The sequence below is a fragment of the Flavobacterium sp. DG2-3 genome, assembly GCF_030730925.1.
Taxonomy (GTDB): Bacteria; Bacteroidota; Bacteroidia; order Flavobacteriales; family Flavobacteriaceae; genus Flavobacterium.
The window spans coordinates 588,397-601,576 of sequence record NZ_JAVAMB010000001.1 but is presented as its reverse complement, the minus strand read 5'-3'; the positions used below and the strand labels follow the sequence as shown (position 1 = coordinate 601,576).

The window sequence follows — 13,180 nt, the reverse complement described above, 5'->3', positions numbered from 1 at the left end:
AAAATTCCAAATAGAAAATTCCAAATCCCAACTCAGCTACTAGCGTTATGAAAAACTCAAGTTTACTTTTATCTTCTTTATTTTTTATGTTGATAATTGTTTCCTGCGGTACTTCAAAATCTAAAAAACATACACCTGATATTTCGGCATTCAATGCTACAAAACCAACGGTACAAAAAATATCTGACAGTGTTTTTATTTCTGGACCAAATTCGCTTTTAAAAAACAAACAAGGTCTTTGGGAATTGTATGTTGAAGGCGATCCGCTAGAAATCGGATTGACGACTGGCGCTCTAACCGATTCGCTTCTCGAGAAACAACAGCATATTTTTTTCTCTAAAATAACCGATTTTGTTCCTTCAAAATTTCAGCAGAAACTGCTTCGCCAGTTTTTAAAGTGGTACAATCGAAAGTTATATTTAAATGTTCCTAATGAATATCAGACTGAGATTTATGGTGTCTCTCAATACACATCAAGCGAATTTGATAATATCGCACCACAATTTCAACGCAGTTTATACCTGCATGCTGCTCACGATATTGGTCATGCTTTACAAGATTTGGCTTTGGTCGGTTGTTCTTCCTTTGCAGTTTGGAACGAAAGATCAGAAGATGGAAGTTTGATTCTTGGACGAAATTTTGATTTTTATGTGAATGACGCTTTCGCGGAAAATAAAATCATTGCCTTTATAAAACCCGAACAAGGATTTCCGTTTATGATGGTGACTTGGCCTGGCATGATCGGTGCTGTTTCTGGAATGAACTTCGAAGGATTGACCGTAACGATTAATGCTTCAAAATCTAAAATTCCGCTTAGCGCGAAAACTCCGATTTCTATTCTGACACGAGAAATTTTGCAGCATGCCAAAACTATTGACGAAGCCGTTGCCATTGCAAAAAAGAGAAAAGTATTTGTTTCTGAATCGATTATGGTGGGAAGCGCCAACGACAACAAAGCCGTTTTAATTGAAGTTTCGCCAGATAAAATGGATGTTTACGATGTTCCGAACAGCGATCAATTAATTTGTTCGAATCATTTTCAAGGTGAAGCTTTCAAAAATGACAAACGAAATCTGGAACAAATTGCCAACAGCCATTCTGAATATCGATATGAAAGAATGCAGGAATTACTGTCCGAAAATCCAAAAGTGAATCCTCAAATTGCTTCTGAAATTCTGCGAAATAAAGAAGGTTTGCAAAATATGGCTTTGGGTTACGGAAACGAAAAAGCTTTGAATCAGCTTTTGGCGCATCATGGAATTATCTTTAAACCAAAAGAAAAATTAGTTTGGGTTTCGGCAAATCCGTTTCAGTTGGGCGAATTTGTCTGTTATGATTTAAATTCTGTTTTTGGAGAAAATCGAAATGAAACAAAATCCTTTCAGAAAGAAAATTTGAATATTGCCAAAGATCCATTTTTGGAAACGGCTGCGTTTCAGAATTTTAAAAAATTTAAAATTGAAGATCATAAATTAGATGCAATTCTAGAAAAGAAAGAAAACGTTTTTCCAGAGTTTCTTCAAAATTATCAGGCATTAAACCCCAATTATTGGGTTGTATATTATAAGACAGGATTGTACTTTTACCAAAAAAAGGAATTTCTTCAGGCAAAGCAAAATTTTGAAAAGGCTTTAACTCACGAAATCACCACAGTTCCTCAAAAAGAAGAAATTGAAAAATATTTAAAAAAAGTCAAAAGAAAATTAAAATGATTCCAGCAATAGAAAAAGATTCTTTAGAAGAAATTAAAATTTTTCAAGAAAAAAAATTAGCCGAACTTTTAGCTTATATCAGCGAGAACTCTCCTTTTTACAAAAGGCTTTTTGCAGGACAGAATATTGATATTTCAAAAATAAAAACGCTCGAAGATTTACAGCATCTTCCTGTTACGACGAAAGAAGATTTACAGCAATATAATGATGATTTTTTATGTGTTTCACAGCATAAAATTATAGATTATGCCACAACCTCCGGAACTTTAGGAGATCCCGTAACTTTTGGTTTAACCGATTCTGATTTGGATAGACTGGCTTATAATGAAGCCATTTCGTTTGCCTGCGCTGGAATTGCAGAGGGCGACGTTGTACAATTAATGACAACAATCGACCGAAAATTTATGGCGGGTTTAGCTTATTTTCTAGGTTTGCGAAAACTGAAAGTCGGCGTTATAAGAGTGGGTGCGGGAATTCCAGAAATGCAATGGGATTCTATTTTAAAATACAATCCGAGTTATTTGATTACGGTTCCTTCTTTCCTTTTAAAATTGATTGAATACGCTGAAATTCACGGAATTGATTATAATAATTCCAGCATAAAAGGCGCAATCTGTATCGGAGAATCTTTACGAGAACAAGATTTTTCGATGAATATTCTATCGAAAAAAATCACCGATAAGTGGAATATTAAGCTGTTCTCGACTTATGCTTCGACTGAAATGAGTACGGCTTTTACCGAATGCGAACATGGAAAAGGCGGCCATCATCACCCAGAATTAATCATAGTTGAAGTTTTAGATGAAAATAATATGCCTGTAAAAAATGGCGAAACAGGCGAACTGACTTTTACTACTTTAGGAATTGAAGCAATGCCATTATTGCGTTTTAAAACCGGAGATATGGTTCAGTTTCATGACGAACCTTGCGCTTGTGGACGAAATACGTTACGCGTTGGTCCAGTTGTTGGACGTAAAAAACAAATGATTAAATATAAAGGAACAACATTGTATCCGCCAGCAATGAACGATGTTTTGAGCAGTTTCGATAATATTGAAAATCACTTAATTGAGATTTCAACCAATGATTTAGGCACCGATGAAATCCTGATCAAAATTGCGGTAAAAAACCAATCTCCGGAATTTCTACAGGAAATAAAAGATCATTTTAGAGCCAAATTGAGAGTGACCCCAAAAATAGAATTTGTTCCAAAAGAAATTCTAAATCCCATCGTTTTTAATCCAATGAGCAGGAAACCTATTCGCTTTTTTGATTATCGTTAATTTTAATTTAACCGCAAAGAGCGCAAAGATTTACGCAAAGTTCGCAAAGCTTTTATTGATTCAGCTTTGCGAACTTTGCGTTTATAAGCATAACTTAAAGATAAAATCTTTGCGCTCTTTGCGGTTAGATAATTTCACGAATCTATTCTTTGTTCCTCTGTCCCTCTGAACCTTTGTATCTTATAAAGAAAAATGTTGTAATTTTGCAAAAAATATAGATGATGGTTAAGATTGGCAATATAGAACTACCCGAATTTCCTTTATTACTTGCTCCGATGGAAGATGTGAGTGATCCGCCGTTTCGCAGATTGTGCAAAACGCATGGAGCTGACATGATGTACTCTGAGTTTATTTCGTCTGAAGGATTAATTCGTGATGCAATAAAAAGCCGCATGAAGCTGGATATTTTTGATTACGAACGTCCGGTCGGAATTCAGATTTTTGGTGGTGATGAAGAAGCAATGGAAATGTCTTCTAAAATCGTTTCTACAGTAAAACCAGATTTAGTAGATATCAATTTTGGATGTCCGGTAAAAAAAGTAGTTTGCAGAGGTGCTGGTGCAGGAGTTTTAAAAGATGTCGATTTAATGGTTCGTTTGACAAAAGCGGTTATTAAAGGTACAGATTTACCTGTTACTGTAAAAACACGTTTAGGTTGGGACGATAACTCAATTAATATTGATGAAGTTGCTGAAAGGCTTCAAGATATTGGCGTTCAAGCTTTAACTATTCACGCTAGAACACGTGCACAAATGTATAAAGGCCATTCTGATTGGTCGCACATTGCTCGCGTAAAAAACAACCCAAGAATTACAATGCCAATTTTCGGAAACGGCGATATCGACAGTCCAGAAAAAGCATTAAAATATAAAAACGAATACGGAATTGACGGAATCATGATCGGCCGCGCTGCGATTGGTTATCCGTGGATTTTTAATGAAATCAAACATTTCTTTAAAACGGGTGAACACTTGCCTGCTCCAACGGTTATCGATCGTGTTGAAGCTGCCCGAAATCATTTGCAATGGTCAATGGATTGGAAAGGCGAACGTTTAGGAATTGTAGAAATGCGTCGTCATTACACGAATTATTTCAAAGGAATTCATTCGTTTAAAGAATTCAAACAAAAATTGGTTACTACTGATGAACCTGAAAATCTTTTTGCGATTATGAAAGAGATTGAACAGGTTTATGCGGGGTATGAGTTTGTTTAAAAATATATAAACTTTGTCAAAGTTTTTAACTTTGACAAAGATGAATAACTTATAAAAAAGAAAGACCTTCAAATATTTGAAGGTCTTCCTTTTTAAACTTATACCTGAACTCTCTTCCACTTTCCTCTTTTATAGAAAAAGATTCCTGCTAAAGTAATAGCCGTTTCAGCAACTGGAATAGCAATAAAAACTCCAGTTGGTCCCATATTAAAATGTTTCGCTAATACAAAAGCCAGCGGAATTTGGAATAACCAGAAACCAAAGAAATTAATCCCTGTTGGTGTCCACGTATCTCCTGCTCCGTTGAAAGTATTAATGAGAACCATTCCGATACCGTAGAAAATAAAACCGATGCTCATGATCTGTAAGGCTTCAATTGCTATGGTTTTGACTTGTTCATCATTCGTGAAAAACGAAATAATATATTGTCCAAAAGCCAAAGTAATAATCATAATCGATGCCATGAAAATCACATTATATCTGGCAGTAGTATAAACCGATTTTTCGGCACGTTCGATTTGTTTCGCTCCTAAATTTTGTCCGACCAAAGTCGCTGCGGCGTTACTTAATCCCCAAGCTGGAAGAATGAAAAACATCATAATTCGCAACGCCGTCTGATAACCCGCCGAACCATGGTCTCCGCCAGTTGTAGCCACTAATTGAGCTAAGAAAATCCAACTGCAAGATGCAATTACAAATTGTAAAATTCCAGGCGCTGCAATTTTTACCAAAGCTTTTATTTGTGCAAAGTCTGGAGCAAAATATGGAATTTTTATTTTTAAAATTCCGTTTCCAAAAAACAGATGATAAACTTGGTACAAAACCCCGATACTTCTTCCGAAAGTGGTTGCCAAAGCGGCTCCAACTAATCCGAAAGCAGGAATTGGTCCAAAACCATTAATTAAAATCGGACATAAAATGATGTTACAAATATTAGCAATCCAAAGGCTTTTCATCGCGATTGCTGCGTTTCCAGCGCCGCGGAAAATTCCATTTATAAGGAACAAAAGCATAATACATAAACTCGATCCAATCATAATCTGAGTAAATCGGTAACCGTGTTCAGCTGATTCTATTGATGAACCCATTAAAACCAAAATATCTTTTGCATAGATAATTCCGAAAATGCTTAAAACACTATTAACAGCAAAAGCTATAATTATGGCTTGCATTCCAGCTTTTGCAGCAGCGACTGGATCTTTCTCTCCAATTCGTCTCGCCACGACTGCCGTTGCTGCCATACTCATTCCGATTGCGAGAGAATAAATTACAGTCAATACCGATTCGGTTAAACCAACGGTTTGAATAGCAAAACTGCTGTGCTCTAAATGTCCGACGAAATATAAATCGACTAGAGCAAAAACCGATTCCATCATCATTTCTAAAACCATCGGAATGGCCAATAGAATTACGGCTTTCTTTATACTTCCCGAAGTATAGTCAAAAGATTCGTCGCCTTTTAAGGCTTGTTTTAAAGTAGTGAAAAATTTAGAAAAGAAGCTTTTCTTTATAGTTGTTTCTGTCATGATATTTTAGGATAAATGATAAAATTGGTCCAGAATTATTTTTAAAATCTGAACTAAAAAAAGTAAACGTAAGTATCCTAATTATTCTAAAAATAAAATAGGATTAGGCAGAAACAATCATATGCTGTAGATTTATAAGGCGGTAAATATAAGTAATATTTTTTAAGAAATATTAATCAAGCAGTTTTTTACTCACTCGGCTGCTGGCAATTAATGAAGCAACAAAACCTAGTGAAATAATTGTTGTCATTACAATTAAAACATTTTCTATTGTAAAAACAACGGGATATGCCAAAGTCGGCGTGATCATGATAAGTTCAAATTTCTGCTGTAATATCACGAGGATTATTCCCAAAGCAAGTCCGATTAAGCCACCGAAGACACTTAATAAAGTTCCTTGAAGCAGAAATATTTTTCGAAGATCAGTGATGTCTGTACCTAAATTAAAAAGCGTTTTTAGATTTCCTTTTTTTTCTAAAATCATCATAATCAAGGCGCCAATCAAATTAAAAAGCGCCACAATAATCACTAATGTAAAAATAAGGTAAACGGCAATATTTTCGGTATTGAGCATTTTGTATAAAGACTCATTCAGCTGTGCTCTGTTTTTTAAAGTAATTTTATTCTTAAAAATAGAATTAAGCTGTGCCTTTATTGCTCCTTCATCTGCATTTTCTTTTAATTTAAATTCAATTCCCGAGATTTGATTGGGTTTGTACATTAGCAATTCTTGCACTAATCCTAAATCTGCAAATACATATTTTGAATCTAAATCTTCGCTGATAGAATAAATTCCAACTGGCAATACATCGGTTTTATTGAAGGCTTCTTCAGGATTTTCAATTGCTCCTTTTCCAGATTTGGGCGCAAAAACCTGCAGAGGATTTTCAAAATCAAGAATTCCCATTGAGAAGTTTTGAGCTAAACCGTAACCAATTACAACCTGAAAACTATCTGGTTTAAGCCATTGGCCATTAAAAAGCTTTTTCTTAATATCGTTAACAACTGGATAAAGGCTGTCAACACCTTTCAAATAAGTAACTTGCTGTTTGTCTTTAAATAAAAACAAAACACGTTCTTCTATTATTTTGGTGTAAGAAGCAACGCCATCTATTTTTTTTATTTGAGCTTGCTGCTCTGGAGTGATTACAAATGATTTTCCGTATGTACTGGTCAATTTTAAATCTGGGTCAATTTCATTTGTAAACGAAAGACTGAAAACTTTCAGTCCGCTGAAAACAGACAAAACTACAAACAAAGCCATCGTGCCAACAATGATTCCCATGCTGGCAATGCGGTTGATAATATTGATAGCATTGTTTTTACTGCTGCTAAAAATATATCGCTTGGCTATGTATAAAGGAAAATTCAAATTACGACTTTCTTCTTTTTTCTAAAAGATCACGATTTTCTATTGGATTTTCTTTTCCTGCAAGCGCATTGTCGATTTTCTCAATATAATCTAATGAGTCATCAATAAAGAATACCAGATTTGGAACACGGCGTAATTGCAAACGCACACGCTGTGATAAATCATGTTTGATTAAAGTTGTATTTGTTTTAATTGCTTCTAATGTTTCTTTGGCTTTTTCTTGCGGAAAAATGCTTAAATATACTGTTGCCACAGATAAATCTGTAGTTACACTAACTTTGGACACTGAAATTACCAAATTTGTAATTCCGTTTTTTCTCACTTCACCTTGCAGAATATCAACCAAGTCTTTCTGGATGACACCACCTATTTTTTTCTGTCTATTTGTTTCCATACTGCAAAAATACTACTTTTTAAATTCAATAAAATGCAATTTCAAATCAACTTCAAGATCAATTTACATTTTACTGCTTAAAAATTGAAATTAATACCTCGTATTTATTTTCATTTAAAAAAATAACTATCTAAAATACGTTTTCTTTCTCAGTTTTCTCGTGACAAAAATCATCTTTTAACTATCAAATAATCTTCAAATTTGATGTAAATCTAACACCATCAAATTATGAAAAAGAGAGAACCAATCAGCCACATTATGACCAAAACCGTCATAACTATCAATCAAAATGATGATTTAAAAAGTGTAGTGCAAAAATTGAAATCCAATGCTATACGACATCTTCCTGTTGTAAATGGGAAAGAAGTTGTGGGAATTATAAGCCGTACCGATATTAACCGACTGACTTTTGGTGCATTGTTTGACGGACAAGATGGTGCAGACGAAGCTGTTTTAGAAATGCTTACTATTCCGCAGGTTATGACTTCAAAACCTAAAACGGTTTCTCCAGATCTTATTATTAGAGATTTGGCAGAGATTTTTGTGACAGAAGAATTTCACGCTGTTCCAGTTGTGGATCAAGGAGAATTGAAAGGAATTGTTACGACAACAGATGTTTTAAAATATTTCTTAGAAGAAAGTTATTAATATAAAAAAGGGAGCTTAATTGCTCCCTTTCTATTTTATCTGCTTTGCAGCCATCCTTCCGGATTATTGTTTGATGTATTTTGAAGAATCAAGAATTTGATGATTGTTTTTCCTGTATCACCGCTTGTTCTCACTCTTCCTATACTTTGTTTGATCGATACTTTATCGCCCTGACTTACAGAAACCGAACTCAAGTTTTGGTAAACCGTAAAGTAATCTCCATGCTGAATTACCACTGCTTTATTTACTGGAGACAAAACGATTACTTTAGAAACTTCTCCTGCAAATACCGCTCTTGCACTTGCGCCGTCTTCGGTAGTAATCTCTACACCAGAATTATGTACTGTAATTGAAGGATGCAGCGGGTGTGGCTGATCTCCATATCCAAGAGAAATAAATCCTTTTTCTACTGGCCAAGGCAGTCTTCCGCGGTTGGCTTTAAAATCGGCTGCTAAAACTTTATCTTCAGGAGTTAAAGCAATTTTAGACGAAGAAACTGGTGCTTTCATTTCGCTTCCTGGATTTGCTTTTGCTCGCTCTGCTGCTGCTTTTCTGTTTGCTTCAGCAATTGCTTCACGAATTAAACGATCAATTTGTCTGTCAATTCTTTTAGATTCGCTTTGTTTAGATCGAATATCGGCAGCAATTTTGTTTTTGTCTTTTTTAAGAGCATTTACCAACTTCTGCTGTTCTTTTTTCTCCGCTTCAAGAGTAACTTTTTCCTTTTGATTCTCAACTATAATTTTCTTTTTTACTTGGCGCTGACCATCTAGTTTAGCATTAAAATCTACTAACTGCGCTGTTTTTGACTGAATTTCTAAACCTTGATTTTTTCTAAAAGCGGTATACTGTTTTAAGTATTGTGCTCTTTTATAAGCCTGCAAAAAGCTTTCAGAAGATAAGATAAACATGGCACGGCTTTGCTCAGAACGGCTTTTGTATGATTTCAAAATCATTTCAGCATAATCTTCTTTTAGAACTTTTAATTCTTTTTTAAGTTTATTTACCTGAACCTGATTAATATACATGTCATTACTAAGGAGTCTTTCTTGTTTTGCCGTAGTATTAATTAATTTCTCTTTTAATTTGATTTTATTGGCCTGAATCAAATATTCGTTTACCGCTGATTTTTCTTTTTTACGAACAGATTGAAGCATTTTTTCATTGTCTCTGATTTCCTGCTGAATCTGTGCTTTACGCTGCTCCAGTTTTTCTTGCTGCGAATCCTGCGCCCACACAAAAGTAGTGGCACATATTAAAATTAGGCTTAGGAGAAATTTTGGCATGTTTATGTTTTCTTTTTGCAAAATTACTTAATTAAAACTTGTTTGTATCCGCTTGGGACACTGTAAGGAAAAGAAAGTTCTTCGTTGAATGAGATATTATTATAATTCAGATTAATGCTTGTTTTTCCTTTTGGCTGAACCGCATTGATTTCAATACTTGTCGGCAATGTTCCCTGATCAAAATTTTTAGTATCTGAATAAGCTATTTGTAAAGTTCTATTTTCTGATGGCTGCGAAATCTCTTCTTTTTGAATTAAATATTTCTCAGCATCTAAGAAAAAGGTTTTCTTCAAATTAGCCTCTTTTTCTTCGTCCAATCTAAATAGGTTATCGACAATAGTCTGCGTATATTTTCCTTTTCGTAAATCATCAAAGGCTTCTCCAACCAATAGATTTTGAACTTTTGTATAATCTAAATCTGTTCCCAGCCATTTGCTTAAACTTGTAAAATCTCCATCGTAATAAGTGCTGTTTATTTTTTCGTAATAACTAACTTTTGATGGTGTTATTAAAGCTTTTGCCATTGTAATTCCTAAGAAACGTACGCTTATTAAAATCTGTTTGTCTTTTTCGATTCTAATTTCGGCAGTAACATTTTGGCTTTGTTTTTCATCAGCATATTTTGCACTTGCTTTTATGTAAAGTGTCGAAAAATCTAACTTATTGTCGTAATGTTTTTCGATAACTTTTTTATCCTCTTTTGGTGCAACGGTCTGGCTTGTATTTCCTTGCACCGCTACTGCTTTTGATTTACATGAAATCACGGCAATAGACAATACTAGTATTGATATATATTTTTTCATCTGAATTCTTCTTTTTATTTTTTCTTCTTTAATAATTCATTTGCCTTCAAAAAGTATTCCTCTTTTTTCTTTGCATCTCCCAATCCATTATAAGCTTCTCCTAACTGAATATTAAAATTTGATTCTAATTTTACGTCATCAACTACATAATCAAGACCCATTTCTAAAACCGTTTTTGCATTTTTAAACTGTTTCAGCTGATTGCTTCCTAAACCTGCATAATAATAAAACTGAGCCTGACTCGGATAAACTTCAATCAGCATCATGGCTCTTTTGGTCATTGGGTCATATTGTTTTGCTTGCGAATACGCTTCTAACAATAACATATTAGTCTCCAAATCAGTATCTGAATTTGCTTTTAAATCTTTTTCATAATATTTAATAGCGTTTTCAAATTGTCCTTTACTATGATAAAATTTTCCAATCTCTTTGGCAACGTCTACATTTGGATCATTATCAAAATAAGAAATGGCTTTTTCCAAATCGGCTGAATACTGTGGATTTTTATTTACATAAATCAAAAATTCATTCAAAGTTCTGTGTTTGATTTTTGAATCGATTTTTGAACTTGCTAAAATCACATTCATCGATTTGATGGCTTTATCGGCTTGATTGGCATCCAAATAGGTTTTAAATAAACTCACTTGAGCCCATTCTGAATTTGGAATTTCTTTTGCCAATTGTTTGGCCACTTCCAGCGATTTTTCATTTTCATTATTCTTCGAATATAAAAGAATAAGATTGAGATAATTAGATTCTTCTTTCGGATCTTTTTTAATCTGCTGAACCAAATTGTCTATTTCTGAGTTCTGGTATTTCCCTTGAGATAAAATCTGCTGTTTGTAAATTTCGCGATCGGCCGACTTTCCGAATTTATCGTTCATTTCGTTAATGGCTGTCAATGCCTTGTCATACTGATTGGTAATCATGTACAACGAAATGAGATCGTCTTTGTATTCTTCGTCAAAAACAATTATTTTTTGAATCGTTTCTATCGCAAGCGGATAGTTTTTGGTTTCGAAACTTACATCGTAAATTCCGAGCCAAAACCATTTATTTTTAGGTTCTAATTGCGTAGCTTTTTCAAAAGCATCCTGTGCATTTTGATATTGTTTAAGCGAAAGGTAATTTTTCCCTAATTCAAAATAAGCAACTGCATCATTGGGTTTCAGCTTGATGCATTTTTCCAATGATACAATAGCTTTATCATAATTTTCAATTCCTTTTTGTTTTAATGATTCATAAAAAGAATCCTGATATTCATCTGTTGCCATAGCAATATCTTCGGGTTCTGTCTGAGCAAAAACCGAAAACGTGCTTCCGAAGAAGGCAAAAAATAAAACAGTTAAGATTCTCTTTTTCATTATTTTAAAATTACATTTTAAACAAAACGAAATTTTGATATTTTTTATTTTATTCTAAAACAGCGTAATCACCAATACTGATACTTGTAAATTTACCATCGTAACTTACATGATTTCCGATCATGGCGTTGTCTAGATCAGCATTTTTAATTTGAGAGTTGGTCTGGATCAAACTGTTTTTAATAGTACTGTTTGTTACCTGACATCCTTTTCCTAAAGAAACATTTGGACCAACAGTGGTGTTTTTCAAGACAACATTTTCGCCAATATAACAAGGAGGAATAATAGTTGAATTTTCTAATGTTACTCCATAATCTACTAAATGTTCTCCATCATTATGAAGAAAACCTAGCATTCTTGTATTGGTTTCAACCGTAACATCTTTGTTACCGCAATCCATCCATTCGTCTACGCTTCCAGTTTTAAAAACTTTTCCGTTTGCCATCATGGCTTTAATTCCGTCGTTGATTTGGTATTCACCTCCGTTTTGAATATTATTATCCAAAACATTCTGAAGCTCGTTTCTTAAAACACCAACTTCTTTAAAATAGTAAATTCCGATAACGGCTAAATCACTTACAAACTCTTTTGGTTTTTCAACCAATTCGATAATTTCATTATTTTGATTTAGTTTTACTACACCAAAAGCTTCTGGCTGGTCTACTTGTTTTACCCAAATAACAGCATCTGCAGATGGATCTAGTTCAAAATCTGCTCTAATTAAAGTATCCGCATAAGCAATTACCGCTGGTCCAGAAAGAGAATCTTTTGCACACATAATCGCGTGTCCAGTTCCTAAAGGCTGATCTTGACGATAGATCGAAGCTTTTGCTCCTAATCCTTTAGCCAAATCTTCTAAACTTGTTACAACATCATCTCCAAAGAAAGCTTCGTCTCCTAAAATAAACGCAACTTCTTCAATTGGTTCTTTTAATATTTTGGCAATATCTTCAACTAAACGGTGCACGATAGATTTTCCCGCAACTGGAATTAACGGTTTTGGAACGGTTAAAGTATGAGGCCTCAATCTTGATCCGCGGCCCGCCATTGGCACAATTATTTTCATTCTTTATTTGATTTTATGGGAAGATTTAAAATCTTCATTGGGTTTGGTCTTTCTCTTCTATTATTTCACGCCAGTGCTTCCAAAGCCTCCTTCACCTCTTGATGTTTCAGAAAGTGTTTCAACTTCAATCCATTCTGCTCTTTCGTGTTTTGCAATAATCAACTGCGCAATTCGTTCTCCATTTTCGATTACAAAATCGTCATTAGATAAATTTACTAAAATTACTCCGATTTCTCCTCTATAATCTGCGTCAACAGTTCCTGGCGAATTTAAAACAGTTACTCCTTTTTTTGCCGCTAGGCCGCTTCTCGGTCTTACCTGCGCTTCATAACCAATTGGCAATTCTATAAAAAGTCCTGTTTTTACAATCGTTCTTTCTAAAGGTTTTAACGTAATTGGTTCTATAATATTGGCACGTAAATCCATTCCTGCAGAAGCAATTGTTTCATAATTTGGTAAATCGTGCTGTGATTTATTGATAATTTGAATTTTCATTTTTAAATATAATTTTC

At 34.2% G+C, this 13,180-nt stretch carries 12 protein-coding genes; 4 read left to right on the top strand and 8 right to left on the bottom strand.

The window, feature by feature from the left end:
- The first annotated feature begins 47 nt into the window (after positions 1–47).
- The 3 genes from Q9Q97_RS02575 (at position 48) to dusB (ending at position 4,209) form a co-directional block, all read left to right on the top strand.
- Positions 48–1,712, top strand: coding sequence for a C45 family peptidase (locus Q9Q97_RS02575; RefSeq protein ID WP_306154097.1), 1,665 nt, complete (start codon positions 48–50; stop codon positions 1,710–1,712).
- Complete coding sequence (locus Q9Q97_RS02570) at positions 1,709–2,995, top strand: phenylacetate--CoA ligase family protein (RefSeq protein WP_306154095.1); 1,287 nt, start codon at positions 1,709–1,711, stop codon at positions 2,993–2,995. The genes Q9Q97_RS02575 and Q9Q97_RS02570 overlap by 4 nt, the downstream gene beginning before the upstream one ends.
- A gap of 221 nt (positions 2,996–3,216) precedes the next feature.
- A complete protein-coding gene (gene dusB / locus Q9Q97_RS02565) occupies positions 3,217–4,209 on the top strand; it encodes a tRNA dihydrouridine synthase DusB (protein ID WP_306154850.1) in 993 nt (330 codons plus the stop codon).
- A gap of 98 nt (positions 4,210–4,307) precedes the next feature.
- On the opposite strand, the gene Q9Q97_RS02560 is transcribed toward dusB, so the two are convergent.
- The 3 genes from Q9Q97_RS02560 to rbfA all read right to left on the bottom strand — a co-directional run bounded on the left by Q9Q97_RS02560 (position 4,308) and on the right by rbfA (position 7,501).
- On the bottom strand, positions 4,308–5,735 hold the full coding sequence (locus tag Q9Q97_RS02560; RefSeq protein ID WP_306154093.1) for an MATE family efflux transporter: 1,428 nt from the start codon (positions 5,733–5,735) through the stop codon (positions 4,308–4,310).
- A gap of 172 nt (positions 5,736–5,907) precedes the next feature.
- The gene (locus tag Q9Q97_RS02555) at positions 5,908–7,107 is read right to left on the bottom strand and encodes an FtsX-like permease family protein (RefSeq protein ID WP_306154091.1); all 1,200 of its coding nucleotides are present in this window, start codon (positions 7,105–7,107) and stop codon (positions 5,908–5,910) included.
- Between the two features lies 1 nt (position 7,108).
- Positions 7,109–7,501, bottom strand: a complete 393-nt coding sequence (gene rbfA, locus Q9Q97_RS02550; RefSeq protein WP_095930618.1) for a 30S ribosome-binding factor RbfA — start codon at positions 7,499–7,501, stop codon at positions 7,109–7,111.
- A gap of 228 nt (positions 7,502–7,729) precedes the next feature.
- Between rbfA and Q9Q97_RS02545 the strand changes: the two genes are divergently transcribed.
- Positions 7,730–8,149: a CBS domain-containing protein gene (locus tag Q9Q97_RS02545; protein ID WP_306154089.1), complete on the top strand. Its 420-nt coding sequence runs from the start codon at positions 7,730–7,732 to the stop codon at positions 8,147–8,149.
- Positions 8,150–8,184: 35 nt separating this feature from the next.
- Here the strand turns inward: Q9Q97_RS02545 and Q9Q97_RS02540 are convergent, their stop codons facing one another.
- The 5 genes from Q9Q97_RS02540 to dut are packed head-to-tail and all read right to left on the bottom strand — an operon-like array spanning position 8,185 to position 13,163.
- Entirely contained in the window at positions 8,185–9,435 is a 1,251-nt protein-coding gene (locus tag Q9Q97_RS02540; RefSeq protein WP_306154087.1) for a murein hydrolase activator EnvC, read from the bottom strand.
- Between the two features lie 23 nt (positions 9,436–9,458).
- Positions 9,459–10,238, bottom strand: a complete 780-nt coding sequence (locus tag Q9Q97_RS02535; RefSeq protein ID WP_306154085.1) for a DUF4292 domain-containing protein — start codon at positions 10,236–10,238, stop codon at positions 9,459–9,461.
- Positions 10,239–10,252: 14 nt separating this feature from the next.
- Positions 10,253–11,602, bottom strand: coding sequence for a lipopolysaccharide assembly protein LapB (locus Q9Q97_RS02530; protein WP_306154083.1), 1,350 nt, complete (start codon positions 11,600–11,602; stop codon positions 10,253–10,255).
- A 49-nt stretch (positions 11,603–11,651) separates the two neighbouring features.
- On the bottom strand, positions 11,652–12,668 hold the full coding sequence (locus Q9Q97_RS02525; RefSeq protein ID WP_306154081.1) for a sugar phosphate nucleotidyltransferase: 1,017 nt from the start codon (positions 12,666–12,668) through the stop codon (positions 11,652–11,654).
- A 60-nt stretch (positions 12,669–12,728) separates the two neighbouring features.
- Entirely contained in the window at positions 12,729–13,163 is a 435-nt protein-coding gene (gene dut / locus Q9Q97_RS02520) for a dUTP diphosphatase (protein WP_008465845.1), read from the bottom strand.
- Positions 13,164–13,180 lie beyond the last annotated feature (17 nt).

Bases quoted from the DNA above. Each gene is read 5' to 3' on its own strand.
- Q9Q97_RS02575 (WP_306154097.1), top strand. From the start codon at position 48: ATGAAAAACTCAAGTTTACTTTTATCTTCTTTATTTTTTATGTTGATA.
- Q9Q97_RS02570 (WP_306154095.1), top strand. From the start codon at position 1,709: ATGATTCCAGCAATAGAAAAAGATTCTTTAGAAGAAATTAAAATTTTT.
- dusB (WP_306154850.1), top strand. From the start codon at position 3,217: ATGGTTAAGATTGGCAATATAGAACTACCCGAATTTCCTTTATTACTT.
- Q9Q97_RS02560 (WP_306154093.1), bottom strand. From the start codon at position 5,735: ATGACAGAAACAACTATAAAGAAAAGCTTCTTTTCTAAATTTTTCACT.
- rbfA (WP_095930618.1), bottom strand. From the start codon at position 7,501: ATGGAAACAAATAGACAGAAAAAAATAGGTGGTGTCATCCAGAAAGAC.
- Q9Q97_RS02545 (WP_306154089.1), top strand. From the start codon at position 7,730: ATGAAAAAGAGAGAACCAATCAGCCACATTATGACCAAAACCGTCATA.
- Q9Q97_RS02540 (WP_306154087.1), bottom strand. From the start codon at position 9,435: ATGCCAAAATTTCTCCTAAGCCTAATTTTAATATGTGCCACTACTTTT.
- Q9Q97_RS02535 (WP_306154085.1), bottom strand. From the start codon at position 10,238: ATGAAAAAATATATATCAATACTAGTATTGTCTATTGCCGTGATTTCA.
- Q9Q97_RS02530 (WP_306154083.1), bottom strand. From the start codon at position 11,602: ATGAAAAAGAGAATCTTAACTGTTTTATTTTTTGCCTTCTTCGGAAGC.
- Q9Q97_RS02525 (WP_306154081.1), bottom strand. From the start codon at position 12,668: ATGAAAATAATTGTGCCAATGGCGGGCCGCGGATCAAGATTGAGGCCT.
- dut (WP_008465845.1), bottom strand. From the start codon at position 13,163: ATGAAAATTCAAATTATCAATAAATCACAGCACGATTTACCAAATTAT.